The following is a 25,544-nucleotide window of genomic DNA, read 5'->3' as shown; positions in this document are numbered from 1 at the left end:
AATTTTCATGGGCCGATCCACCAATCCATTTTATTTTCGGCGATTTGAAAATACCATGAAACGCATACCCTTTCAACACGATTTGTGCTTTTTCCGCCGTGACGTCCCCACGTTTTCATGATTTTTACTAAAAGGTCCGTTTTTTCCTTTGAAGATTGCTTGACTCTCATAAACAATTAAGTTATCTAACGGGTAATCCTTACTAGAGGATGTCTCTTGATCGATTTCTGTTTTGCCTACAAGCATAAACCATGTTTGTCATGGAGCTCCTGAGCGTGCGTGCTGACGAGAGGGGGGAAATGCGCGTGCAGGGGTGTGCAGATCGGTCGTGTGGTATTCAGACATCCTTCTGGTTGTATATAAACCCAAATAATAAGAAACAAAACAGCACAAGGAGGACATATGTCTGCAGAGACCCCCAACCCCGTTCAGGAAGAGCAAGCACCCGAAACCCCGGCCACCCGTCGTCGCGTACGTACCAAGCCGGTGAGCATTGACTCCCTTTTCAAGACCATCATCAAAAGCTACGATATCCCGTCCCGTCAGGACATCGAAAAGCTTTCTGCTCAGATTGATCGTCTTGAAAAACTGATTCGCCAGACCTCAGGCCGTGGCTACGTCGCCAGCGCCGGAAAAGAAAAAGGCGACCGCTCCGAAATGACTGCCTCCGGCACAGTGCTCAAGGTCATTAAGAGCTCACGCAACGGAGCCGACTTCGCTAAAATTCAGGCAAAAACCGGTTTTGAAGACAAAAAACTTCGCAACATCATTTTCCGCCTGAACAAAATCGGCCGCATCAAGCGCAAGACCCGTGGCGTGTATATCGCCGCCTAAAGAGCCGGAAGCTTCATACCGGGCACCTGCCCTCTGACGTCCTTCTTCCAAGTGACGCCCGGTATACACGCTTCAGGGACATGGAAACGGCCCGTGCACTTCGGCATACTCATCCGTGCCGACACCCCTCACCCGCTGTCACCAGACATCGTCGGGTTGAAATCCGGGTGCGCCTGTACGAACCCGCGTTTCCGGGTCCCACATCCATTTCATTTGCTCTTGCCCGATTCAGGATCGTTCTCCCTTACAGGTTGTGGATATCCCGGGCCCCTGGATTTACGCCAGGCACGTATTCGTGCCCCTTTGCATAGCAAACGGGTGATTCCAAGGCCCTTACGCCGTCGCGCACAGGCGATGCACTCCCTTTGCGCCCTGGCGGCCGGTGTGTTGTCCACAACCTGTCAGGGAGGACAACCCCCTTTCCTTCCCCACTGTTTCATCCGAAGAAAACACGAACTCTTTGGCCCAGCCCTCGACAAACGGGCTTGGGATGCCCATCTTATAGAATCGCAGCGCACCTTCACGCGCCCGACCGGATTGTCACGTTAGGGGCCCGAGGCGCCCACAACACATCACCCGGCCCCGAGCCGAGCACGGTGAATCGTCTTTGGTGGCCTTGTCCTGCATGCAACCCGGCGTGCGCAGAACCATAGATTTTGGGATGAACCAGACCATGACACACAACGACCCCTGCAACACCCCCCATCCAGACAGGGCAGCCCCTTCCGCCACTGGCCTGCGCGTCAAGGCGTGCCCCATCCCCGACATCCATGCCTATTATTACGAGCTGAAGCACGATGCCAGCGGGGCGTCCCACATCCACATCAGCGCAGAAGACCGGGAAAACACCTTTTCCGTGGCTTTCAAAACCGTGCCCAAAGACTCCACGGGGGTGGCCCATATCCTGGAGCACACCGCCCTTTGCGGCTCAGAGCGCTACCCGGTACGAGACCCCTTTTTCTCCATGATCAAGCGGAGCCTCAACACCTTCATGAACGCCTTCACCGCGTCGGACTGGACCATGTACCCCTTTGCCAGCCAGAACCGGAAGGACTTCTACAACCTCATGGATGTCTACCTGGACGCCGCCTTCTTTCCCCGCATCGATGAGTTGAGCTTCAAGCAGGAAGGCCACCGCCTCGAGTTCGAAGCCGGCAAAGAGGAGATGAACATATCCTTCAAGGGGTGGTCTACAACGAGATGAAAGGAGCCATGAGCTCCCCCCACCAGGTGCTGGGACGCGCCCTCAACAAAGCGCTCATGCCCGAGACCACCTACGCCAACAACTCCGGCGGGGACCCCGAAGCCATTCCCGACCTCAGCTGGGATGAGCTCAAGGCCTTCCACGCCCGGCACTACCACCCCAGCAACGCCTACTTTTTCACCTATGGGGACATTCCCCTGGCCGATCACCTCAAGGTCATCAGCGAAAAGGTCCTCTCCCGTTTCGAAAAAATCGACCCCAAAACCACGGTGGAACCCCAGGGGCGCTGGACCGCACCCCGCAAGGTGGTGGAGTACTACCCGGCCGACGAGGAAGAGGGACGGGACAACCGCGCCCAGGTGAGCCTGGTCTGGCTGGTAACCGACATCCTCAACACCCGGGAGACCCTGGCCTTCAGCCTCCTCTCCCAGATCCTCCTGGGCAACGCGGCCGCGCCCTTGCGCAAGGCCCTCATCGACTCGAACCTCGGCTCCTCCCTCTGCGACGCCACGGGCTTTGACTCCGACGCCCGGGATGCTTCCTTTGGCTGCGGCCTCAAAGAGACCCGCGTTGAAGACGCCAACGCCATTGAGGCCCTGGTCTTTGATTCACTGGCGCGCATCGCCGACGACGGCATCGACACGGACCTCATCGACTCGGCCATCCACCAGATGGAGATAAGGCGGCGTGAAATCTCCAACACCCCGTACCCCTACGGCATCAAGATCCTCCTGGGACTTGCCGGCTGCTGGTTCCACGGCGGGGATCCCGAAAAGCTCCTCCTTTTGGATGACGACCTGAGCGCCATCAAGGATGCCGTCAAGCAAGGGGGCTACTTCGAATCCCTCATACGTGAGCGCCTGCTGGAGAACCCCCACCGGGTCCGCTTCACCCTGGCCCCGGACAGCACCCTGGCCGCCAGACAGGCCGAGGAAGAGACGAGCAGGCTGCAAGCCATCGCCCAAAAACTCACCGAGGACGAAAAGAAGAAGATCAACGCCGATGCCCGGGCCCTGAAGGTCCTTCAGGAGGCAGAAGAGGACATCTCCTGCCTGCCCACCTTAGAGCTTTCCGACATCCCGGCCACCATCGACTCGGTCATCCCGGCAAGCAGGAACGGCCAGCGCATCTTCACCTACCCCTGCGCCACCAACACCCTTCTGTACTACACCGGCGTGCTGGAGGCAGGCAGCCTTGACGACGACCTGGTGCCCCTGGTCCCCTTCTTCTGCTCCGCCATCATGAAGGTGGGCACCGCCCAAAAGAACTACGAGGAGCTCGCCCGGGCCATTGCCGCCCACACCGGCGGCATGGGGCTCTCCCCGGCTTCCCGGAGGCGTTACGACGAAAACCGATCCGCCCTGCCCCTCATCGCCGTCAACAGCAAGTGCCTTGCCAGGAACCGGGGGGCCATGTTCGACCTTCTCACCGAAACCCTCACCCAATACCGGTTCACCGACCTCAAACGGCTCCGCAACCTCCTGTTGGAATACCGGGCGTCCTTAGAGGCCGCGGTGGTGCAGAACGGCCACAGCCTGGCCATCTCCCTTGCCAACCGAAACTTCACCGACTCCCTGGCCCTTTCGGAACTCTGGAACGGTGTCGGCCAGATCCGGTACATCAAAGAGATCACCGAGGACCTGGTACGCGGGGACGCCTCCGAAGAGCAGCTGGCCCGCATCGGCGACCAGCTCGCCCGCATCGGCGACGCCTTCCTCAACCGGGGCAACCTGCGCTGCGCCCTGGCCGGAGACGAAGCCACCCTGGCCCGGGCAGAGGCCGATCAGCTTGCCCTGTCCCAGGCCCTGCCCGAGGGCTCCTCGCCCTTGAGCTTTGCCTCGGTACCGGCAACCTGCACCCCGGTCCACGAAGGGTGGGCCACCAACAGCGCCGTCTCCTTTGTGGCCTCCTCCTTTCCCGTGGTCTCCATGGGGCACGAGGACGCACCGGCCCTGTCCATCATCGCCCGGCTCCTCCGCTCCCTCTACCTCCACCGGGAGATCCGGGAAAAGGGCGGGGCCTACGGCGCCTTTGCAGCCTACAGCAGCGAAGAGGGCACCTTCAGCATGGGATCCTACCGGGATCCCCACGTGGTAAAAACCCTTTCGGCATACGACGGCGCCGCCCGGTACATCACCGGCACCGACTACACCGACGAGGACGTCAAGGAGGCCATTCTCCAGGCCGCAGCCGCCATCGATCGCCCCGAGACACCGGCGGCTGCCGCGCGCAAAGGATTTTTCCGCGAGCTGGTGGGCCTCTCCGACGACACGCGCAAGGCCTTTAAAGAGGGACTCCTGGCCTTGAACGCCCAAAAGGTCCGGGCCGCTGCCGCGCGCTACTTCCCCCCCGAAGCCGACCTGGCGAGTGTGGCGATTATCTCCGGTGCCGACAGGCTCAAGGGACTCTCCGGCCGCCTGGACAAGGAGCTCGAGATTCACACCATCTGATCCGAATCCGGCAGGGGCGTAAGCACCGCCCCTGCCCTCCTCCCCTTCCGACACACACACCCCCCAAGGGTGTGCGTGTCCGTACCCCGCAGGACCACAAACAAACCGACCAACACCCCACACCGCCCCAAACTTAATAAAACTTTCTCACATTCTCTCATCACAGAGACTCTACGCAAGACGCTTTTTACCATTTAAATATAGATACTTGAATACACAAACCACTTTCCGCAAAATTTTATTCTCGGATAATAAAGATTTTCTTTGACAATAATTTTTTTTTCACTATAAAACCCTATCAGTCAACAGCGGTCATGATTGAAATCACGAGTTAAGGAATAGATCATGAAAGAGACACTTTTCACAGAAAAAGCACCGGCAGCCATCGGGCCCTACTCCCAGGGCGTCGTGACTCCCAACCTTGTCTTTGTTTCAGGACAGCTTCCGGTCGACCCGAAAACCGGAGCGTTTCCCGCAGGAGGCATCGCCTCCCAGACAAGACAATCCCTTCAGAACCTCGCCGAAATCCTCGCATGCAAAAACATGACCCTGGGCCATGTCGTGAAGACCACCGTCTTCCTGTCCAGCATGGACGATTTCAGCGAAATGAACGCCGTCTATCAAGAGATGTTCGGGGAAGGCAACTACCCGGCACGATCGGCCGTCGAAGTGGCACGACTTCCCAAGGACGCCCTGGTCGAAATTGAAGCCATCGCGGTCGTCGGTTAGGCACCGGACATCTCTATCTCTTACGATTCATATAAAATCAGATACATTGGAGGCTAACATCATGGCAATCAAATACGTCGCCGAACCCTTCCGAATCAAAATGGTCGAAACCATTAAAATGCTCACCCGCGAAGAGAGGGTGCAGAAAATCGCCGAGGCGAAATACAACACCTTCAACCTCAAGGGCGAAGATGTCTACATCGACCTGCTCACCGACAGCGGCACCAACGCCATGAGCCAGGAGCAGTGGGCCGGCGTCATGCGCGGTGACGAAGCCTACGCAGGCAGCTCAAGCTACTACAAGCTCCTCGACGCCGCCCGGGACATCACCGGCTACAAGTACATCCAGCCTGTGCACCAGGGCCGTGCCGCGGAAAAAGTACTCTTCGGCGTGATGATGGGAGAGGGCCAGTACTCCATCTCCAACATGCACTTCGACACCACCCGCGCCCACGTGGAACTTGCCGGGGCACGCGCTGTGGACTGTGTGGTTCCCATCGCCAACGAGCCCTCCAAACGAGCTCCTTTTAAAGGCAACATGGATGTTGAGCGGCTCGAATCCTTAATTAAGGAATACGGCCCCGAGAACGTAGCCCTGGTCATCATGACCGTCACCAACAACTCCGCAGGGGGTCAGCCTGTCTCCATGGCCAACGTCAAAGAGACCGCAGCCATCTGTAAAAAATACGGCATCAAGCTCAACATCGACGCCGCCCGCTACGCGGAAAACGCCTACTTCATCAAACAGCGCGAAGAAGGGTACGCCGACAAGTCCATCAAAGAGATCATCAACGAGATGTTCAGCTACGCGGACAGCTTCACCATGAGCGCCAAAAAAGACACCATCGTCAACATGGGCGGCCTGTTCGGCGTCAAGGATGACGAAGAGCTCTTCACCGCGTGCAAGGGACGCACCATCTCCTTTGAAGGCTTCACCACCTACGGCGGTCTCTCCGGCCGTGACCTCGAAGCCCTGGCCATCGGCCTCTACGAAGGTCTCGACGAGGACTACCTCAGGTACCGCATCGGCCAGATGGAGTACCTTGCCTCCCGCCTGGACGACGCCGGCATCGCCTACCAGTCCCCTGTGGGCGGCCACGGTGTCTTCGTAGACGCCAAGGCGCTGTTCCCCCACATCCCCTACAATGAGTTCCCGGGCCAGGCCCTGGCCATCGAACTCTACATCGAGGCCGGCATCCGAACCTGCGACATCGGCTCCTACATGCTGGGCAACGACCCGGACACCGGCAAGCAGCTCGAAGCCAACTTTGAGTTCACCCGCTTTGCCATCGCCCGCCGCGTATACACCCAGGCCCACATCGACATCATGGCCGACGCCCTCATCGAGATCAAAAAACGGGCCGACCAGGTCAAAGGCTACCGCATCACCTGGGAGCCCCCCGTCCTGCGTCACTTCCAGGCTCACCTTGAACCCGTAAAATAGTCCACCTCCACATACCTGCAGCCCTTCGGGGCTGCCTACAGTCTAGTATCCGGGCAAAAATCAGCCCAACGCCTTGCGGACACCCCCTACAAACGTGTACCAACCTTTTGTCTTGTTTTTGAACAACACATCCATGGGATGACCGTTCCACCCATGGATGTCGACCGCAGATTATGTTCCGGAAAAGCAGCAATGCAGCTGTATCTTTCCGGAAGCTCTCTCTTTGATTTTTTTTCTGGTGTTTTTTGAAGGAGTGAAGCTGTGTCTGAACAAAAGAAGATCAATACGGATCCCGTCGACAGGGATAACTTTGATTCGAGAGTTGGATTCATCCTCGCCTGCATCGGTTCTGCAGTGGGGATGGCAAATATTTGGCTGTTTCCTTATCGGCTCGGGCAATTCGGCGGAGCCGCCTTTCTCATCCCTTACATTCTATTTATTGTCATCATCGGCCTCTTCGGCGTCATCGGAGAGATGTCCTTCGGCAGGGCCATGGGCACCGGCCCCTTAGGCGCCTTCAAAAAGGCGTGTGAGCGTCGCGGGTTCCAACCCAGGCGAAGTCTTCGGCATCGTCCGAGTTGCTCAGGCTCACTGAGCATTGCCATCGGTTACGCGGTGGTGGTGGGCTGGATCCTCCGGTTCACCGTGGGCTCCTTCACCGGAGCCGTCACCAGTGCCCCGGACTGCGGCGCCTATTTCGGGCAGATCGCAGGGCCCATGGGCAGCGTCAGTTGGCACCTCCTCGGCCTTGCCCTCACCTTTGCCGTCATGATCCTGGGTATCTCCAACGGCATCGAAAAGGTCAACAAGGTCATGATGCCCGGCTTTTTTATTCTCTTTATCCTGCTGGCCATCCGGGTCTTCACCCTCCCGGGGTCCGGGGAAGGCTACCGGTATCTCTTTGTGGCCAAGTGGGACCTTTTAAAAGACCCCAAAACATGGGTCTACGCCCTGGGACAGGCCTTCTTCTCCCTCTCCCTGGCCGGATCCGGCACCGTGGTCTACGGCAGTTACCTCAAAAAGAGCGAAGACGTGGTGGGCTGCGCCAAGAACGTGGCCATCTTCGACACCCTGGCCGCCCTGCTGGCCGCCGTGGTCATCATCCCGGCCGTCTTTGCCTTCAAGCTTGATGTCACGGCCGGTCCTCCCTTGATGTTCATCACCATGCCCAACGTGTTCAAGATGATGCCGTGCGGCACGCTCTTCTCCATCGTTTTCTTTGTGGCGGTCCTCTTTGCCGGCGTCAGTTCCCTGATGAACCTGTTTGAAACGCCGGTGGAGGCCCTTCAGCAGCGACTCAAGATCTCACGGGTCGCGGCCATCGTCATCATCGCCCTCATCAGCGGCACCGTGGGGCTGATCCTGGAAAACGGGGCCACCTTGAGCACCTGGATGGACATCGTCTCCATCTATCTCATCCCCTTAGGAGCCCTTCTGGCGGGCATCATGTTCTTCTGGGTCTGCGGCCCGGGCTTTGCCAGGGAGCAGGCCCAGACCGGCCGGGACAAAACCATCGGCGCCTGGTTCGAGCCCATGACGAAATACGGCTTCTGCGGAGCCACCATCATCGTCTACATCCTGGGCATCGTTTACGGAGGCATCGGGTAAACCCCATGGCCATCGCCTGCTGATCCCATCCCGTAACCCAAGTGTGGGTTACGGGATTTTTTTTACGCCGGAGTTGCAAAGCCCCTTTATTTTCCGGGGTCTTCCCGGCGTTTAAGCCCAGTTACGCATTGCATCCTTACCGGCGGTGGTATAAGTACAAAAGGGTATCATTCACGCAACAACGTGCAGTCCGACACCAGCTGAGGGGCGAGGGGGCCCTTTCGGGAACCAGGCCGTATCGGCCCGAAGCCCGAGGTACAGGAAAACACGAAGACATGCCAGGCACCGGCGTTTCGCAAGCGTTAAAGCCATGCTGCCGTCATGCTGAAAACGGATCCGAGACCATGCTCCGGGGCCATTCCCCCCTTTCCACGGTGGCCGGTAAACGCACCCAACATATCTTGAAAGACAAAAGACCATGAACGACGCCTTAAAACGCCAGTACAGCCTGATCGTGGAATTTCTGGGAAAAGCCCTGGGCCCCGATTTCGAAGTGGTCCTCCACGACACGGAGGATCACATCAACTCCATCGTGGCCATCGCCAACGGGCATATCAGCCAGCGAACCGTGGGGGCCCCCCTGACCGACTTCGGCCTGGAGGTCATCTCCAACGAAAGCTTCAGCGAAAAAAAATACAAGATCAATTACAACGGGGTCTCTAAGGATCATCGCATCCTGAGGTCCTCCACCATGTTCATCCGCGACGACAACAAAAACATCGTGGGCCTTCTCTGCATCAACTTCGATGACCGCCGCTACAAAAACATCAGCGAGCAGATCCTGAAGCTCTGCCACCCGGACATGCTCATCGAGAGCAACAACGCCTACGAATCGGTGGATTCCCTTGTCAACAATGCAGGGGAACGGTTCTACGACTCGGCCATTGAAGAGACGGATGCCGTCATCCAGGGCTACCTGAACAAGCACAACACCTCCATCGACCGACTGGTCCAGGACGACCGCATCGACATCGTGGACATCCTGAACCAGAAAGGGATCTTCAAACTCAAGGGCGCGGTGCGCACCGTGGCCAAACAGCTCGGGTGCTCGGAGCCCACCATCTACAGGTACTTGAGCAAGCTGTAGCCGTGCGCCCTGCCCCTGTTCATCAGGATGTCAACCGGCGCACCAGCGCCTCTTCGGCCTCCGGGGTGAGGGTCCCCTTGCGGCTGGCCATGTCCACGGTGTGGAGGCACAACGCCTTGTAAAGGGCGGCAAGGCCCGGCTTCATCTCCGCGATCTTATCCAGGTGGGTGCCGATGGTGTCCACGTCGCCCCTGGCAACAGGCCCGGTGAGGGCCGCCACCGGGCCGACCTTCCGGATGTTGGCCATGGTCCCTTCGATCAAGGGCCCAAGCACGCTCCAGGCGTCCTCTTCCGAAACCCCGGCATCACCGATGAACTGCCAGGCCATGTCCTGGACGGTGACAAAGCAATTGGAGGCCACCACGGCTGCGGCGTGGTACATGGTCTTGGCCCGGGTCTCGATGGTAAGGCCCCTGGCCCCCAGGTCCGCTGCAAGGCCCAGGGCAAGCTCAACAGACGGCGCGTCCCCTTCAACGGACATGATGATGCCCTCAAAGGGGTTGATCTCCCGGTCGGCCCCGGCAAAGCTCTGCAGGGGGTGCATGGATCCGATACGGGCCCCGGCAAGTCTGGCCTTCTCCATGATGGTGGACGGCAGTGAGCCGCTGCAGTGAAGGACGGTGGCGCCATGTTTGAACCCTCCGGCCGCGGCAATGGCCTCGGCCACCTCGGTGATGGTGTCGTCCGGCGTGGTGATAAAGACCAGATCGGCGTCCCGGGTCACGGCCACCGGGTCCGTCGAATACGGGGTCCCGGAAACCAGGCCCGCCGCCTTCTCCGCCGACTCGGCGCTGCGGCTCGCCACCCCGCACAGGGGGTATCCCACACGGTCCAGATGGATCACCAGGCTGGTTCCCACTCGTCCACATCCCACCACTGCACATCTTGCTTTCACGTCTACTCCCCCTTCTTTCCAGCTTTTCATTGGAGCGCACCGGCCCCTGCAGGCCCAACGCCCTTTCCTGCATCGCGGATGCAAGGCCCAACCCTGTTCAACCACAGAACTTCCGGCTGGGCCAACAATGTTCATGCATACTGCAGCTCCGGGAAAAACTCAATTCATTTCCCGGTAACGCCATCTAAAAAACATTCATCTTCAGCCCGGCAATTACCTGTTGCGATACAAGTAGGGGTTGATTTGCACCCCTCCATGCACACGGGACGGCGCAACCGCTTGAAAAATCACTGGGAATCATCCGGACACCGCCCGCAGCCCCATGGCTGCCCCGGGCGCCTTACCTGCCAGTATCCGAGACTCCCACGGTCTTTTTAAGGGCGGCACTTTCGTGCATGCGGCAGGGGGCACCGACCCCATCCCGGAGCGCCGCACACGGGGCCGGCTTTTTCTTTTGAACTTCAAAACGCAGGTACGAAGGCGGTTTAAGCACAGCACATGATACAGCTTATCAAAGGATTCAAAGATGTTCTGCCCGGTGAAATCGAAGTGTGGCAGACCATCGAACGCGCAGCCAAAGAGACATTTGAAAACTTCGGGTTCCAGGAACTCCGCCTTCCCATCGTGGAAAAATCGGAGCTCTTTTCCCGAAGCATCGGCGACACCACCGATATTGTGGAAAAGGAGATGTACACCTTTGAGGACGGCAAACGGGGGCACGTGACCCTGCGTCCCGAAGCCACCGCATCGGTGGTCCGGTCCTACATCCAGCACAAGATGTACGCCAAGGACCCCATCCGAAAGTTCTACACCATCGGCCCGATGTTCCGCAGGGAACGCCCCCAGAAAGGGCGCTACCGCCAGTTTTACCAGATCGACGCCGAGGTGTTCGGGATCGACTCCCCGTACCTCGACGCCCAGCTCATCTTCATGCTGGCCACCCTGCTGGAAAAACTCAAGGCCAGGGACGTCAAGGCCCACATCAACTCCCTGGGCTGCCCCTGCTGCCGTCCCAACTTCCAGAAGGCCCTCAAGGACCTCCTCGACGCCAAGAAAGAGAGCCTCTGCGAGAACTGCCTCAGGCGAAGTGAGAAGAACCCCTTAAGGGTCCTGGACTGCAAGGTCCCGTCCTGCCGCGAGGCCGTGGAAGGAGCGCCCTCCATCCTCGACCACCTCTGCGACGACTGCCGCGAGCACTTTGAGACCGTCAAGGCCGTGCTCACGGAAAACGGGGTGGACTATGAGGTGGACACCCGCCTGGTGCGCGGCCTCGACTACTACACCCGCACCGCCTTTGAGGTGCTCACCACCTCCCTGGGCGCCCAGAACGCCGTGGCCGGCGGCGGGCGATACGACGGGCTGGTCAAGGCCCTGGGCGGGCCGGAAATACCCGCCATCGGATTTGCCATCGGCTTTGACCGACTGGCGGAGATCGTGGCCATGCAGCAGACCATCGAAGCGGACGGCCCCACCCTTTACATCGCCCCCTTAGGCGATGCGGCCACGGAAAAAGCGGCCACCTGGGCCATGCAGTTGGCCGCCAACGGCGTCTTCTGCGAGGCCGATTTTGCGGGGCGCAGCCTCAAAAGCCACATGAAGCGGGCCGATAAGCTGAACGCAGCCCATGTCCTCATGGTGGGCGACGATGAGCTGGACAGGGGCGTGGCCGCCCTGAGGAACATGGCCACCAAAGAGCAGTGGGATCTTCCCCTGGATGGGCTGGTGGAGACACTGGTCGACCGATTCAACTAAACGATATCAGAAAGCACAAAGGAGTCAGGGCATTGACAGATCTACTTGGTGATATGAGACGAACCCACAACTGCTGCGACTTAACCACCGCCCACGTGGGAGAAGAAGTGGTCCTTATGGGCTGGGTACAGACCCGGCGGGACCACGGCGGCGTCATTTTCGTGGACTTGAGAGACCGAAGCGGCATTGCCCAGGTGGTCTTCAGCCCCGAGGTGAACACCGAGGTCCATGAAAAAGCCCACGCCGTCAGGAGCGAATTCGTCCTCGGCGTCCGGGGCACCGTGGCCGCGCGCCCCGCAGACATGGTCAACGACAAAATGGTCACCGGCGCCATCGAGGTGAACGTGGACGAGCTGCGCATCTTAAACCGCGCCGTGACCCCGCCCTTCGCCGTCGAAGACGACATCGAGGTGGGTGAAAACATCCGCCTTAAGAACCGCCACATCGACCTGCGGCGTCCCAAGTACCAGAAAAACATCATCGCCCGGCACCAGACCACCCAGGCGGTTCGGAACTACCTCAGCGGCAAGGGATTCCTCGACATCGAGACCCCCTTCCTCACCAAAAGCACCCCGGAAGGCGCCCGGGACTACCTGGTGCCCAGCCGCGTTAACCAGGGCCTCTTCTACGCCCTGCCCCAGTCGCCCCAGCTCTTCAAGCAGCTCCTGATGATGAGCGGCTTCGACCGCTACTACCAGATCGTCAAGTGCTTCCGCGACGAGGACCTGCGCGCCGACCGCCAGCCTGAGTTCACCCAGATCGACATGGAGCTGAGCTTTGTGGGGGAAAAAGAGATCATGTCCATTGCCGAAGGCATGGTCTCAAGCGTCTTTAAAGAGGTGCTGGGTGTGGACCTTGAGCCCCCCTTTGAGCACCTGCTCTACGCTGACGCCATGGACCGCTACGGCCTGGACAAACCCGACCTGCGCTTCGACATGGAACTCAAGGACGTCTCCACCATCGTGGAAACCTCCGGCTTCAAGGTCTTTGCCGACGTGGTCAAGAAAGGCGGCATGGTCAAGGCCCTCAACGCCAAGGGCTGCATCGACTTCTCCCGCAAGGAGATCGACGATCTCACCAAGTTCGTCTCCATCTACCGCGCCAAGGGCCTGGCCTGGATCAAGGTTAAGGAAAACGAGTGGCAGTCCCCCATCGCCAAGTTCTTCACCGACGACGAGAAGAAGGCCCTTGCCGAGCGCATCGACATGGAGCCCGGCGACCTCATCTTCTTTGTGGCGGACCAGCCCAAGGTGGTCAACGAGTCCCTGGGCAACCTGCGAAACCACCTGGCCGAAAAGCTGGGCCTCATCAACAAGGACGAGTTCCGCTTTGTGGGTGGCCAGCTTCCTCTTCGATCCGGAGAAGAGACGGAAAAACGCTACCAGTCCCTGCACCACCCCTTCACCGCACCCCTGGAGGAGGATTACGAGCACATCGAGACCGATCCTTTGAAGCTGCGTTCCAGGGCCTACGACCTGGTTCTCAACGGCTCCGAGATCGGTGGCGGCAGCATCCGTATCCATGACCGTGCCATCCAGGAACGCATGTTCTCGGCCCTGGGCATGGACAAGGAAGAGTACGAGGAGAAGTTCGGCTTCCTCTTAAACGCCCTGGAATCCGGTGCGCCTCCCCACGGCGGCATCGCCTTCGGCCTGGACCGCCTGGTGATGATCCTGTGCGGCATGCCCTCCATCCGGGACGTCATCGCCTTCCCCAAAACCCAGAAGGCCTCCTGCATGCTCACCGACGCCCCTTCCGAGGCGGGCATGGCACAGCTCAACGAATTGGCCCTTCGGATCAAAAAAATCGAATCGTAGAGCAATTCAAGTCAGATACCCCCGACACCGGTTTCCCGCCGGTGCCGGGGGCAAAAAAAACAGGGTCCTCGCCCTGTTTTTTAATTGACACCGCCCGGAGTTCGGGCTAAATAGTCTGAGTCTTTTGACTGATCCCCAGTAGCTCAGTCGGCAGAGCAAGTGGCTGTTAACCACTGGGTCCGCGGTTCAAATCCGTGCTGGGGAGCCAAAAAGCAACTGTCTGTTTCAGACAGCGCCGATATAAAAAACCTCGAAGGCTTAAGTCTTCGGGGTTTTTTTGTGCCCTTTTGCCCACCAAATCGATAACCACCTGAAAAAACGTTTCAATACACCACACATGACCATTCCTTGGCGGAACACGATATGGTATAAAAGGAGAGCATTTCCTTTCCCCCCTTAGCAGAGGCTCACCGGACACCACGGCATACCACAGCAAAGCCCCTTGAAAGGCCCGCCTCGGTTTCCGTGGGAACCCCCGTGGGCCTGGCAAAAACAAACACAACCCGACAATTGAACGACGCGGGCGGTCTCAACCTGCTGATCTGCCCATCGCCTTTGGCGGCCGCGTCACCCCAAGGAGATAGGCCATGGCCCGCTCCACACGGGAATTTTTCATTGAGCAACGCCCCCACTCCGGCCAGTGGCTGTCCACGGCCCTGGGACTCGGCGGTGCGATCCCTCTCATGGGCACTCTGTTCATCGGCACCCGCTACCCGGACTGGCGTCTCGTCTCCCAGCCCCTCCACACCTCCCTGGAAGTGGCCGGGGCCACCCTCGGCCTGGTGCTGGCCGCCCTCCTCCTCCTGAGCCAGGAAAAAACCACCACCCGAAGGATGTGGATCGCCCTGGCCCTCATTGCCATGGCCGTCTTCGACATCTTCCACAGCTGCACCCCCGAGGGCCGGGCCTTCATCTGGTTTCGAAGCCTCTCCGTATTGACAGGCGGCCTCTTTTTCGCCCTGGTCTGGTTCCCCGACCGCCCCCTCTCCCGGACCACGGTGCTGGTGGCAGCCAACGCAACCCTGCTCGCCTCGGTGACCGCAGGCACGCTCATCACCACCTGGCCCCAGGGCCAGACGCTCCCCCAGGCAGGCTCACCAGGCCTCTCCCCCGCCGACATCACGGCCCTTGCAGGGGGCCTTCTTATCCTCATGGCCGCCCTCAACTTTGCGGTGAACTACAACCGAACCAGGCAGCAGGAAGAGCTCCTCTTCCTGCTTCTGGCCCTTTTGTTCGGCATATCCGGCATGTTGTTCTCCGTTACCACCTCCTGGAAGGCGGGCTGGTGGTTCTGGCACCTCCTGCGGTTTTCCGGGTACCTCATCGCCTTTCTCCTGGCCCTTGTGGCCTACCGCAAAACAGAACAGGAGATGCTCCGCACCCATGCCGAGCTGGACACCCTCTTCCATGTGGGGGTGGACGGCAAACGCATGGTGGACAGCCAGTTCAACCAGGTCCAGGCCAACGACACCCTGGCGGCCCTGGCCGGAGGCGCCCCCCCGGGACCCGGCCCTGTGAAATGCTACGAATCCTTCGGCGGCCCCCTGTGCCACACAGACGCCTGCCCCCTCACCCAGATGAAGTCAGGGGCCACCACCCACATCCACACCGAGGTGGAAAAAAAACACCCCGACGGCACCCAGGCCTTTTACCTCCTCAACGCCATGCGCCTTGAAAAACCCGACGGAACTTTCGGGGGTATCATCGAAAGCTTCTGGGACATCACCGACCGCAAAAAAACGGCCCGGGCCCTGGAAGACCAAAATGAGCTGAAAACCGGCCAGACACAACTCTCCCACCTCATGCAGAGCGAGTCGGACCCCGAGGCCCTCTGCCGCCGGATCATCACCTTTCTCTGCAAGTATTTAGGCGCCGTCACCGGCCTGATCTATCTGGCCGACGAGACCGGGACCCTGCGCCTGGTGGCCAGCTACGCCCACAAGCGGCGCAAGCACCTGGCATCCGCCTACCGCCCCGGCGAAGGGCTCGTGGGCCAGGCTGCCCTGGAAAAAGAGGAGATCATCCTCACCCAGGTCCCTGAAGGCTATATCACAATCGAGTCGGGCCTGGGCACGACAGCCCCCACCACCCTGTGCATCAAACCCGTGATCCGCAACGACCAGGTCAAAGCGGTTCTGGAGCTCGGCACCCTCACCACCTTTTCGGAGTCCCAATCCCAGTTCCTGGACCTGGTGACAGGCAGCATCGCCCTGGCCGTGGAAAACACCCAGGGCCGGACACGGCTTGCCCTCTCCCTGGAAAAGTCTGAAAAGCTGTCGGAAGAGCTCCGGGCCCAGCAGGAGGAGCTTCGCCAGTCCAACGAAGAGCTGGAAGGGCAGGCATCGACCCTGTTGCGCTCAGAAGAGAGGCTCAAAGAGCAGCAGGAAGAGCTCAAAGCCATCAACGAAGAGCTGGAAGAGAAAAACGAACTCCTCCAGTGCCAGGCCCGGGAGATGCTTGCCGTTAAAAGAGAGACCGAAGAGAAGGCCGAAGCCCTGGCCCTGGCCAGTTCCTACAAATCGGAGTTTCTGGCCAACATGTCCCATGAACTCCGCACCCCCTTGAACAGCCTGCTGCTCCTGGCCCGATCCCTTGCAGACAACAAGGAGGAGACCCTGACACCCGGGCAGGTGGAATCAGCCGAGGTCATCCACGCCAGCGGCACAGACCTGCTCAACCTCATCAACGACATCCTCGACCTCTCCAAAATCGAGGCCGGGCGCATGGAGCTGGCCCCGGTCACCGTGGATCTCAAAGAGTTCACGTCCGATGTCCAGGCCGGGTTCCGGCACCTGGCAAGAGAAAAAAACCTCGAACTCGTGACATCAGTCTCACCGGAAGCCCCGACGCACATCGTCACGGACCGAAAGCGCCTGGACCAGATCATCAACAACCTCATGGCCAATGCCATCAAGTTCACGGCATCGGGGCGTGTCACCCTCACCGCCAACCCCTGCCCCGAAGGCGTCCGGCTCCTTCAATCAAAGCTCACGCCCCAGACCACCCTGGCCCTGTCCGTAACCGACACGGGTATCGGCATCGAAGAGAGCCGCCAGAAAATCATCTTCGACGCCTTTCAACAAGCCGACGGAACCACCACACGGCATTGCGGGGGCGCCGGACTGCAACTATCCATCGCCGAAAGCTCGCGACCCTCCTGGGGGGCGAAATACAGCTCACCAGCCAGCCGGGCAAGGGAGCCACCTTCACCCTTTTCCTCCCCGTCTCCCTGCCGTCCAGGCAGCCCGTCCCGGAACCGACCCCGTCCCCCGGCACCGCCCCCTCACCGATACAGGACGACCGGGAGGCCCTGGACTCGGAGGACAGGATCATCCTCGTCATTGAAGACGACCCCGTCTTTGCCCGGCACCTCTGCACCACATGCAGGGACAAAGGGTTTAAGTGCCTGGCCGCCCCATCCGGAGAGGAGGGCTTGGCACTGCTGAAAACGCACCTGCCCTGCGCCGTGCTCCTGGACATCACCCTTCCGGGGATGGATGGGTGGGCGGTGCTCACCGCCTTAAAAGAAGACCTTCGCACCCGCCACATCCCGGTGCACATCATCTCCGCCCACGACGCAGCAGCGGAATCCCTCCGCCTGGGAGCCGTGGGGCACGCCACCAAGCCCATGAGCACCGAAGCCCTGGAGAAGACCTTTTCCACCCTGGAGGAGATGACGGCCCAACGTCCCAAGCACGTCCTGGTGGTGGACGACAATCGGGAGACACGCCAAAGCGTGGTGGGGCTCATCGGATGTGAAGGGGTGCGCACCACGGAAGCGACCTCGGCCTCTGAGGCCATGGACGCCCTTCGGGCCAGGCAGTTCCACTGCATCATCCTCGACCTGGGCCTGCCGGACATGGACGGCCTGGAGCTCCTGCGCGCCCTCCGCGCCGAGGGGGTGCCCCTCCCGCCGGTGATCATCTACACGGCCCGAAACCTCACCGTCGAACAGGAGATGGGCATCCGGGAACACGCCGATGCCATCATCGTAAAGGACGTCCGCTCCCAGGAAAGACTCCTGGACGAAGTCTCCCTGTTCCTCCACCAGGTGGTGAGCCGCATGCCGGACCGGCAAAAACAGATCATCACCAACCTCCACGACACCGATGCCCTTTTGCGGGACAAAAAGGTGCTCATTGTCGACGACGACATGCGCGCCACCTTTGCCCTCTCCAAACTCCTGCGGGAGAGGGGCATGATTCCCCTGAAGGCAGACAACGGGGAACGGGCCCTGAAGGTCCTGTCCCGGGAGCCCGACCTGCACCTGGTGCTCATGGATGTCATGATGCCCGTGATGGACGGGTTTGAAACCATCAGGAGAATCCGCGCCCAAGAGGCCTTCCGGAACCTGCCCATCATCGCCCTCACCGCCAAGGCCATGAAAGAGGACCGCACCAAATGCCTTGCCAGCGGTGCCAGCGACTACATGCCCAAACCCGTGGACCCCCACCGCCTCATCTCCATGATGCGCGTGTGGCTTCACCGATAGTAAGGAACCCATCAAGCGCCTCTGCTGACGAAAAGGCACAAACCGACACCCAGTCAACGCTCATGGGAAACGTTCCGGCAGACCTAGATGACACACACCACGGACACCCCCAGCCCCGCCCCCACGGAACCCTGCTCCTGGGCGCACAGGCAGAAAATCCTCATTGTCGACGACAAGCAGGAGAACCTCATTGCCCTCAGGAAGACCCTCACCTGCCTGGATGTGGAGATCATCGAAGCCTCAAGCGGCAACCAGGCCCTTGTGGCCACCCTGGACAACGATTTTGCCGTGGCCGTCGTGGATGTAAAGATGCCGGGCATGGACGGTTACGAGCTGGCGGCAATCCTCAGGGGAGAGGAGCGAACCCGGGTGCTCCCCATTATCTTCAACACCGCCGCCACAGCCGATGAGCACCAGGCATTCAAGGGGTATGAGGCCGGGTGCATCGACTACATCGTCAAGCCCGTTGACCCGGCCATCCTCATCGGGAAAGTCCGCACCCTGCTGGAACTCGACACCCACCGAAGGCAGCTTGAGAAGATGGTGGAAGCGCGCACCCTCCAGCTCAGCCACCTCAACTCCGTGCTCCTGGGCATCCGCCACGTCAACCAGCTCATCGTCCGGGAAAAAAAACCCGCCCGCCTCATCCGGGACGCCTGCCGAAAACTCATCGAGACCCGGGGCTTCCACTTTGCCTTCATCACCCTTCTGGATGCCTCGGGAAAACTGGAAACCGCGGCGGAGACCGGCCTTGGCAACGATTTCCCCCCGTTTCTGGACAACCTCAAAGCCGGCACATTGTCCCGATGCTATGAAAAAGCCCTGATCCAGCCGACCCCTGTTCTCACGTGCCTCCCCCACGCAGACTGCGCCGACTGCCCCCTGTCCGGTAAGGGCCGCGACCACGCCTCCATCACCATCCGGCTGGAGCATGCCGACAGGGTCTACGGTCTCATGACCCTGGCCATGCCGCGCCAGCTGGCAAGCGACCTGCACGAACTGAGTCTCCTGGAGGAAGCCGGGGGAGACCTCGCCTTTGCCTTGCACACCATCGAAAAAGAGCTCCGACTTCGCATGGTCCTGGACAACATGCGGGACGTGATCTGGCTCATGGACATGAACCTGTACCCCATCTGGATCAGCGCCGCACGCAGCCGCGGGTACACCACAGAAGAGCTCAAAGGCCTGCCCCTGTCAAAACAGATGACCCCGGACTCCTACCGTCGGGTGATGGAGGCGTACAACACCACCATCACCCCGGAAAACCTCATCGACCCCCGGAAAAAACTCTCCATCACCATGGAGATCGAGTTCACGAAAAAAGACGGCTCTTCGGCCTGGGCGTCGGCCACCTTTGCCGTGGTAAGGGATGACGCAGGTATCCCCATCGGCATCGTGGGATCAAGCCACGACATCGGCGAACTCAAAGCATCGGAGGCAGCCCTCATGATGAAGACGCGGGCCCTTACCGAACGGGTCAAGGAGCTCCATTGCCTCTACGAGGTGTCCCGGCTCGCGGCGGACTCCACCGCACCGGTCAGGGAGGTGCTGCAGGAGGTGGTCTCCCTCATTCCCGCAGGCTGGTTCTACCCGGAACTCACCTGCGCCCGCATCACCTGCCACCGCCAACGCTTCACCAGCGCGGGCTTCCGGGAAACGCCCTGGACCCTCTCCGCAGAAATCCTGGTGTCGGGTGAGAAGGTGGGCCAGGTGGAGGTCTTTGTCCTCAAAGAGTGCCCGTCCCTGGACGAGGGCCCTTTCCTGAAGGAAGAGAGGGAACTCATCGACAACCTGGCCCGGCGGTTGGGGACCATGCTGGAGGCACGGCGTGCCCGAAGCCGGGACAGGCTGGCCCGGGATGTGCTGGAACTGCTCAACCGCAAGGAGCACTCACCGGACTTTCTGGACGAGATCCTTTCCATCATCCGTCGCAGCACCCATGTGGAAGCCCTGGGCATCCGGCTGCGGGACGGCGACGAGAGTCCCTACGGACACACCCAGGGGTTCCCCGAGCATTTTATCCAGACCGAAACCCTCCTGTGCAGGCGGGGCGCCGACGGAAGTGCCCTCCGAGACAACAAGGGAGAGGCCCTCTTGTGGAAGGTCTCTGCGGCCGCGTGCTCTCAGGGAGCGCAGCGCCCCTGCCCCGTCACCGACAGGGGAAGCTCGACCAACAGCACCGAAACCTGGGGCCAATCCGCCCCCTCAGCCATACAGGAAGCCTGCCCCAGAAACCTCTGCAGCACCCAGGGGTTTCAGTCGGTGGCCCTGATCCCCCTGAAGGCTGATGAACAGATCCTGGGCCTGCTCCACCTGGGGGACTCCCGCCCCGGCTGTTTCAACCGGGAGATGATCCATTTCCTTGAAGGCCTGGGCACCAGCATCGGCATCGCCCTTGCCAAAAGCCGCGTGGAAGGGGCCTTAAGGGAGAGCGAAACCCTGCTCAACGAAATGGGGGCCATGGCCAAGGTGGGCGGCTGGGAGCTGGACCTGTCCACCCGAGCCATGCGCTGGACCCGAGAGACCTACCGCATCCACGAGATCCCCGAGGGCAAATCAGTGACCCTTGCCGAAGCCCTGGCCTTTTGCGACACCGCATCCAGGCCTGCCATGGAACAAGCCCTTGCCTCCTGCCGGGAAACAGCCACCCCCTTTGATCTCGAGCTCCACGTCACCACGGCGGGGGGCCGGAACCTCCAGGCCCGCGTCACGGGCCGTGCCGCAGGCCCTGCGGGCAAGGTCGAAAAACTGACCGGCACATTCCAGGACATCACCAAGCACAAAAAACTGGAAGAGCAGCTCCACCAGGCCATGAAAATGGAGGCCATCGGACGGCTGGCCGGTGGGGTGGCCCATGACTTCAACAACGCCCTGACCCCCATCCTGGCGGTGAGCGACATGCTCCTCAGCGACCTCTCCCCGGGAGAGCCCATGCACGAGGATATCCGTGAAATCCAGGAAGCGGCTGATCGATGCGCCCGCCTCACCCGGCAGCTCCTTGCCTTCGGCCGCAGGCAGCCCATGCGGCTCACCTGCCTGAACCTGAACACGGTGGTCACCCGCATGGAAAAAATGCTCTCCCGCGTCATCGGAGAAGACATCAAACTCGTAAAACGCCTCACACCGGACCTCGGCAACACCCGGGCAGACGAGAGTAAAATCGAGCAGATCATCGCCAACCTGGTCGTCAACGCCCGGGACGCCATGCCCCGCGGAGGAACCCTCACCATCGAGACCCGCAACGTCACCACCGATACAGGGCCCGACGGTCCCGACACCAGGCCGCCGGAGCCCATGGTGATGCTCGCCTTGACCGATACCGGAGACGGCATGGACGAAAAGACGCAGGCCCACATCTTCGACCCTTTTTTCACCACCAAGGAAAACGGCAAAGGAACGGGCCTCGGGCTTTCCACCGTCTACGGCATCGTCAAACAGAGCCAGGGGAACATCCGGGTCCGGAGCAAGCCGGGGCAAGGAACATGCTTCCGGGTCTGCCTGCCCCGGGTTGACGACGAGTCGACCAGCTGCCCGTCACCACCCCGGGACCCGGCCCCCAAACCCAGCTCCCGGGGCACCGAGACCATCCTGCTGGTGGAAGACGAAGAGAGCGTCCGGCGGACCGCCCGGCGCATCCTGGCCGCAAAGGGCTATACCGTTTTGGAAGCAGGTCACGGCGAAGAGGCCATCACACGCTTCAAGGGCCACACCGGGGCCATCCACATCCTGGTCACCGACGTCATCATGCCTGGCATGAGCGGCAAGGAGGTGGCCGACCACCTGGTGACCTTGGCCCCGGCCTTGAAGGTATTGTACGTATCCGGGTACACAGACAACGTCATCAGCCGCCGGGGTGTCCTCGACAACGGCACCTCGTTTATCCAGAAACCCTTTACCTCAGAGGACCTTGCCGCCAAGGTCCGGAAGGTCCTGGACAGCTAAAGGGCATGGGCATGCATTTTTCTATTGACACCACCGGCAAATCACACTAAATAGTCCGAGTCTTTTGACTGATCCCCAGTAGCTCAGTCGGCAGAGGCAAATCGTTTGTGACCCGCTGGGTCGCAAATTCTCAAATCCGTGCTGGGGAGCCAAAAACAACTGTCCGTTTCGGACAGAGCCGATATATAAAAACCCCGAAGGCTTAAGCCTTCGGGGTTTTTTTGTTTGGTCTGCCGGTTCAACGCATGGAAAAACATAAAAAAGTCCCCCACATGGGCTCAAACCCCTTGACAGCGTCAACCAAATAGCTATATTCACAAATAACGATTTATGTAGAACCTTCGTACCATGAGAGATGACCGGCCTGTCCCTTTCTCCCCACAGGCAGCCATCCAGCTTTTTAAATCGCTAAATGGCGATATATAGTTTCACAGAGACACAAAAAGGATATCAATCATGACCCACCAGCTCCTGACCGGCACGCCGTGCCCATGCAAAAAAGAGGCAACCGGCCGTGACACCGCGTCTGCCACCGGAGAAGAAAAATCAAAGACACCTGCCATGATCACGGCAAGCGCCCTGGGCATCGCCCTCTGGTTTGTGGTTTACCTGAACCTGACCCCCCTGGCCGAGGCCATCACGGCATTTTTATCGGCCATGACGGGCTTTTCGCGGGAAAGCCACCTGGGAAGCGCCCTTGCCTTCTTCATCTACGAAGTGCCCAAGGTACTTATGCTCCTTACCCTGGTGGTCTTTGCCGTGGGCATTGTCCGCTCGTTTTTTACCCCGGAAAAAACCCGGGCCATGCTGGCAGGAAAAGGGGCCTTCACCGGAAACATCCTGGCGGCCCTGCTGGGCATTGTCACCCCCTTCTGCTCCTGTTCCGCCGTCCCCCTTTTCCTGGGCTTCGTCACCACCGGTGTCCCCCTTGGGGCGACCTTCTCCTTTCTTATTGCCGCTCCCATGGTCAACGAAATCGCCCTGGTTCTCCTGTACGGCCTCTTCGGATGGAAGGTGGCGGCCCTTTACCTTGGCACCGGCCTGGCCATTGCCATGACCGCCGGGTGGGTCATCGGCAAGCTTAAGATGGAAGGCCACCTGGAGTCCTGGGTCCACGAGATCCAGGCAGGAGCCGGGCCCATGGCTGAAGACCTGGGCCTGGGGGAATCGGCTCCGGCGTCGAAGCCGTGGGGGAAATCCTCGGAAAAGTCTGGCTCTATGTCATCCTGGGCATCGCCGTAGGAGCCGGCATCCACGGCTACGTCCCCGAAGGGATCATGGCCGGGTTCATGGGCAAGTCGGCCTGGTGGTCCGTGCCCCTGTCGGTTCTTCGGGGCGGTGTGCCATGTACTCCAACGCCGCCGGTATCATCCCCATTGTCCAGGCCCTCCTGGGCAAGGGCGCGGCCCTAGGGACCGTCCTGGCTTTCATGATGTCGGTCATCGCCCTCTCCCTTCCCGAGATCATCATCCTCAGGAAGGTTCTCAAACCCAGATTGATCGCCACCTTCATCGGGGTGGTGGGCACCGGCATCCTCCTGGTGGGATACCTCTTCAACCTCATCATCGCATAGCACGGGGGATCAGCATGGATCACATCACGAAACTACGCGTCGGTAAAAACACCATCGGCATCCGGGGCCTCAAAGAGGCCCTTGCCGAGGCAGCGGAGAAATTTAACGGCACCCCCGACACCGCGGCGGGACGTGTTCTCCTTGAAAAACTCTCGGCAAAAAACTACATCGCCCCGGCGGCCGCCCCCACCTATGAGAAAGCCTTTCACAGAGCCTACCTCCGGCACATCGGCGCACCGGAAGACGACGCCGTGCCCGCAGGGCTGGTTGAGATCAAGGTCCTGGGCCCGGGGTGCCCCCAATGCGAACGCCTGGAGCGATCGTACGATTGAGCCAAGTGATGACCGGAGCCGGGGTCTGCAAGCGGCTTTCGACCCATGTCCGGGACCTCACGGAGATTGCATCCTACGGGGTCATGGGCACCCCTGCCCTCATCATCAACCGGGAGGTCAAAGCCGTGGGCAAGGTGCCTTCCAAGACCAACCTGACGGCCTGGGTCACAGAGGCCTCAGCCGGAGGCTAAGGAAAGGCTTCCCGAAAGAAAACCCGGGGCGTTGTCCCCGGGCTTCACAAAACCCTTGTTTGAAACAAATGGAGTATGTCCCATGTCTGAGTCCACCATCAAACGACTCTCTTTCTTTGACCGATACCTCACCTTCTGGATCTTCCTGACCATGGCCGTGGGGATGGAAGGGGGTAGGCTCCTTCCCGAGGTCCCAAAGCATCATCACCCGATTTTCCGTCGGAACCACCAACATTCCCATTGCCGTGGGCCTCATTCTCATGATGTACCCGCCCCTGGCCAAGGTGAAATACGAAAAGCTGGGCCTGGTGTTCAAAAACACACGGGTCCTCGCCCTCTCCCTTGTCCAGAACTGGGTCATCGGCCCCGTTCTCATGTTTCTCCTTGCCATGGCCTTCTTGTCCGGGCACCAGGAGTATATGGTGGGGCTCATCCTGATCGGGCTGGCCCGCTGCATCGCCATGGTCATTGTCTGGAACGACCTGGCCGGGGGAGACACCGAGTACTGCGCGGGGCTCGTGGCCTTCAACTCGGTGTTTCAGGTGCTCTTCTTCCCTTTGTATGCCTGGCTCTTTATCACCGTTCTGCCGGGGCTCCTCGGCCATGAAGGCATGGCCGTCGACATCTCCATGGGCCAGATCGCCGAAAGCGTCTTCATCTACCTGGGCATCCCCTTCATCGCCGGAATGCTCTCCCGGTTCATTGGTCTCAAAACCATCGGTGCGGACCGTTACGAAGACGAATTCATCCCCAGGATCAGCCCCCTGACCCTTGTGGCGCTGCTCTTCACCATCTTCGTCATGTTCTCCCTCAAGGGTGAGTACATTGTCCAGCTCCCCATGGACGTGGTACGCGTGGCTATTCCCCTGTGCATCTATTTCGTGGCCATGTTCTTCGTATCGTTCTGGCTCTCCCTGAAAGCCAAAGCCACGTACGGGCAGGCGACCACCTTATCCTTTACGGCCGCCTCCAATAACTTCGAGCTGGCCATTGCCGTTGCCGTTGCTGTCTTCGGACTCGATTCGGGACAGGCCTTCGCCGCTGTCATCGGCCCCCTGGTGGAGGTGCCCGTCCTCATCGGCCTCGTGAATGCCGCTTTGTGGTTGAAGAAATCCTGGTACCCTGAAACCGACGGGACCCCGAAGGATGAGGCCCCGTTTCCCGGCAACGTCCTGGAATAACGGATACGACGGG

The 25,544-nt window shown here is 60.0% G+C and carries 17 protein-coding genes, 1 tRNA gene and 1 pseudogene; 18 read left to right on the top strand and 1 reads right to left on the bottom strand.

Features of this window, described 5'->3' with window-relative positions; translation table 11 throughout:
• Positions 1 to 402 precede the first annotated feature (402 nt).
• The 7 genes from ACOYW2_RS29090 to ACOYW2_RS29060 all read left to right on the top strand — a co-directional run bounded on the left by ACOYW2_RS29090 (position 403) and on the right by ACOYW2_RS29060 (position 9,356).
• On the top strand, positions 403 to 834 hold the full coding sequence (locus tag ACOYW2_RS29090) for a hypothetical protein (RefSeq protein WP_482414645.1): 432 nt from the start codon (positions 403 to 405) through the stop codon (positions 832 to 834).
• A gap of 673 nt (positions 835 to 1,507) precedes the next feature.
• Positions 1,508 to 2,038, top strand: coding sequence for an insulinase family protein (locus ACOYW2_RS29085; RefSeq protein ID WP_482768869.1), 531 nt, complete (start codon positions 1,508 to 1,510; stop codon positions 2,036 to 2,038).
• An 8-nt stretch (positions 2,039 to 2,046) separates the two neighbouring features.
• On the top strand, positions 2,047 to 4,488 hold the full coding sequence (locus ACOYW2_RS29080) for an insulinase family protein (protein ID WP_482768868.1): 2,442 nt from the start codon (positions 2,047 to 2,049) through the stop codon (positions 4,486 to 4,488).
• 345 nt (positions 4,489 to 4,833) lie between these two features.
• Positions 4,834 to 5,217 (top strand): RidA family protein, encoded by a 384-nt coding sequence (locus ACOYW2_RS29075; RefSeq protein WP_482414643.1) that lies wholly within the window; start codon positions 4,834 to 4,836, stop codon positions 5,215 to 5,217.
• Positions 5,218 to 5,278: 61 nt separating this feature from the next.
• Positions 5,279 to 6,661, top strand: a complete 1,383-nt coding sequence (locus ACOYW2_RS29070) for a tryptophanase (RefSeq protein ID WP_482414642.1) — start codon at positions 5,279 to 5,281, stop codon at positions 6,659 to 6,661.
• Positions 6,662 to 6,922: 261 nt separating this feature from the next.
• Complete coding sequence (locus tag ACOYW2_RS29065) at positions 6,923 to 8,269, top strand: sodium-dependent transporter (protein ID WP_482768867.1); 1,347 nt, start codon at positions 6,923 to 6,925, stop codon at positions 8,267 to 8,269.
• Between the two features lie 418 nt (positions 8,270 to 8,687).
• Positions 8,688 to 9,356 carry a helix-turn-helix transcriptional regulator gene (locus tag ACOYW2_RS29060; RefSeq protein WP_482414640.1) on the top strand — a complete coding sequence of 223 codons (669 nt, stop codon included), beginning with the start codon at positions 8,688 to 8,690 and terminating at the stop codon, positions 9,354 to 9,356.
• A 22-nt stretch (positions 9,357 to 9,378) separates the two neighbouring features.
• On the opposite strand, the gene ACOYW2_RS29055 is transcribed toward ACOYW2_RS29060, so the two are convergent.
• Positions 9,379 to 10,251 carry a Rossmann-like and DUF2520 domain-containing protein gene (locus ACOYW2_RS29055; protein WP_482768866.1) on the bottom strand — a complete coding sequence of 291 codons (873 nt, stop codon included), beginning with the start codon at positions 10,249 to 10,251 and terminating at the stop codon, positions 9,379 to 9,381.
• Between the two features lie 498 nt (positions 10,252 to 10,749).
• Between ACOYW2_RS29055 and hisS the strand changes: the two genes are divergently transcribed.
• From hisS to arsB, 11 genes and pseudogenes are all read left to right on the top strand, one after another.
• The gene (gene hisS / locus ACOYW2_RS29050) at positions 10,750 to 12,003 is read left to right on the top strand and encodes a histidine--tRNA ligase (RefSeq protein WP_482768865.1); all 1,254 of its coding nucleotides are present in this window, start codon (positions 10,750 to 10,752) and stop codon (positions 12,001 to 12,003) included.
• Between the two features lie 32 nt (positions 12,004 to 12,035).
• Entirely contained in the window at positions 12,036 to 13,820 is a 1,785-nt protein-coding gene (gene aspS / locus ACOYW2_RS29045) for an aspartate--tRNA ligase (RefSeq protein ID WP_482768864.1), read from the top strand.
• A gap of 132 nt (positions 13,821 to 13,952) precedes the next feature.
• Positions 13,953 to 14,028 (top strand) — tRNA-Asn (locus ACOYW2_RS29040).
• Positions 14,029 to 14,407: 379 nt separating this feature from the next.
• Positions 14,408 to 17,266, top strand: coding sequence for a histidine kinase dimerization/phospho-acceptor domain-containing protein (locus ACOYW2_RS29035; RefSeq protein WP_482768863.1), 2,859 nt, complete (start codon positions 14,408 to 14,410; stop codon positions 17,264 to 17,266).
• Positions 17,149 to 18,312, top strand: coding sequence for a response regulator (locus ACOYW2_RS29030; RefSeq protein ID WP_482771103.1), 1,164 nt, complete (start codon positions 17,149 to 17,151; stop codon positions 18,310 to 18,312). Before ACOYW2_RS29035 ends, ACOYW2_RS29030 begins: the two co-directional genes overlap by 118 nt.
• An 87-nt stretch (positions 18,313 to 18,399) precedes the next feature.
• The gene (locus ACOYW2_RS29025) at positions 18,400 to 22,254 is read left to right on the top strand and encodes a response regulator (RefSeq protein WP_482768862.1); all 3,855 of its coding nucleotides are present in this window, start codon (positions 18,400 to 18,402) and stop codon (positions 22,252 to 22,254) included.
• 456 nt (positions 22,255 to 22,710) lie between these two features.
• Entirely contained in the window at positions 22,711 to 23,496 is a 786-nt protein-coding gene (locus tag ACOYW2_RS29020) for a permease (RefSeq protein WP_482768861.1), read from the top strand.
• Positions 23,497 to 23,599: 103 nt separating this feature from the next.
• A complete protein-coding gene (locus ACOYW2_RS29015; protein WP_482421076.1) occupies positions 23,600 to 23,827 on the top strand; it encodes a permease in 228 nt (75 codons plus the stop codon).
• A 14-nt stretch (positions 23,828 to 23,841) separates the two neighbouring features.
• On the top strand, positions 23,842 to 24,159 hold the full coding sequence (locus ACOYW2_RS29010) for a hypothetical protein (RefSeq protein WP_482421075.1): 318 nt from the start codon (positions 23,842 to 23,844) through the stop codon (positions 24,157 to 24,159).
• A gap of 5 nt (positions 24,160 to 24,164) precedes the next feature.
• Positions 24,165 to 24,350: a thioredoxin family protein gene (locus ACOYW2_RS29005; RefSeq protein WP_482771102.1), complete on the top strand. Its 186-nt coding sequence runs from the start codon at positions 24,165 to 24,167 to the stop codon at positions 24,348 to 24,350.
• Positions 24,351 to 24,544: 194 nt separating this feature from the next.
• A pseudogene (gene arsB, locus ACOYW2_RS29000) lies at positions 24,545 to 25,531 on the top strand (ACR3 family arsenite efflux transporter); the annotation flags it as partial.
• Between the last annotated feature and the right edge of the window lie 13 nt (positions 25,532 to 25,544).

This window comes from Desulfoluna sp. CLI2B, assembly GCF_056847375.1.
This window is presented reverse-complemented; position numbering and strand designations above follow the sequence as displayed.

Coding starts and splice junctions, on each gene's coding strand:
- ACOYW2_RS29090 (WP_482414645.1), top strand. CDS start 403: ATGTCTGCAGAGACCCCCAACCCCGTTCAGGAAGAGCAAGCACCCGAA.
- ACOYW2_RS29025 (WP_482768862.1), top strand. CDS start 18,400: ATGACACACACCACGGACACCCCCAGCCCCGCCCCCACGGAACCCTGC.
- ACOYW2_RS29070 (WP_482414642.1), top strand. CDS start 5,279: ATGGCAATCAAATACGTCGCCGAACCCTTCCGAATCAAAATGGTCGAA.
- ACOYW2_RS29075 (WP_482414643.1), top strand. CDS start 4,834: ATGAAAGAGACACTTTTCACAGAAAAAGCACCGGCAGCCATCGGGCCC.
- ACOYW2_RS29060 (WP_482414640.1), top strand. CDS start 8,688: ATGAACGACGCCTTAAAACGCCAGTACAGCCTGATCGTGGAATTTCTG.
- ACOYW2_RS29010 (WP_482421075.1), top strand. CDS start 23,842: ATGGATCACATCACGAAACTACGCGTCGGTAAAAACACCATCGGCATC.
- ACOYW2_RS29035 (WP_482768863.1), top strand. CDS start 14,408: ATGGCCCGCTCCACACGGGAATTTTTCATTGAGCAACGCCCCCACTCC.
- hisS (WP_482768865.1), top strand. CDS start 10,750: ATGATACAGCTTATCAAAGGATTCAAAGATGTTCTGCCCGGTGAAATC.
- ACOYW2_RS29015 (WP_482421076.1), top strand. CDS start 23,600: ATGTACTCCAACGCCGCCGGTATCATCCCCATTGTCCAGGCCCTCCTG.
- ACOYW2_RS29085 (WP_482768869.1), top strand. CDS start 1,508: ATGACACACAACGACCCCTGCAACACCCCCCATCCAGACAGGGCAGCC.
- ACOYW2_RS29080 (WP_482768868.1), top strand. CDS start 2,047: ATGAGCTCCCCCCACCAGGTGCTGGGACGCGCCCTCAACAAAGCGCTC.
- ACOYW2_RS29020 (WP_482768861.1), top strand. CDS start 22,711: ATGACCCACCAGCTCCTGACCGGCACGCCGTGCCCATGCAAAAAAGAG.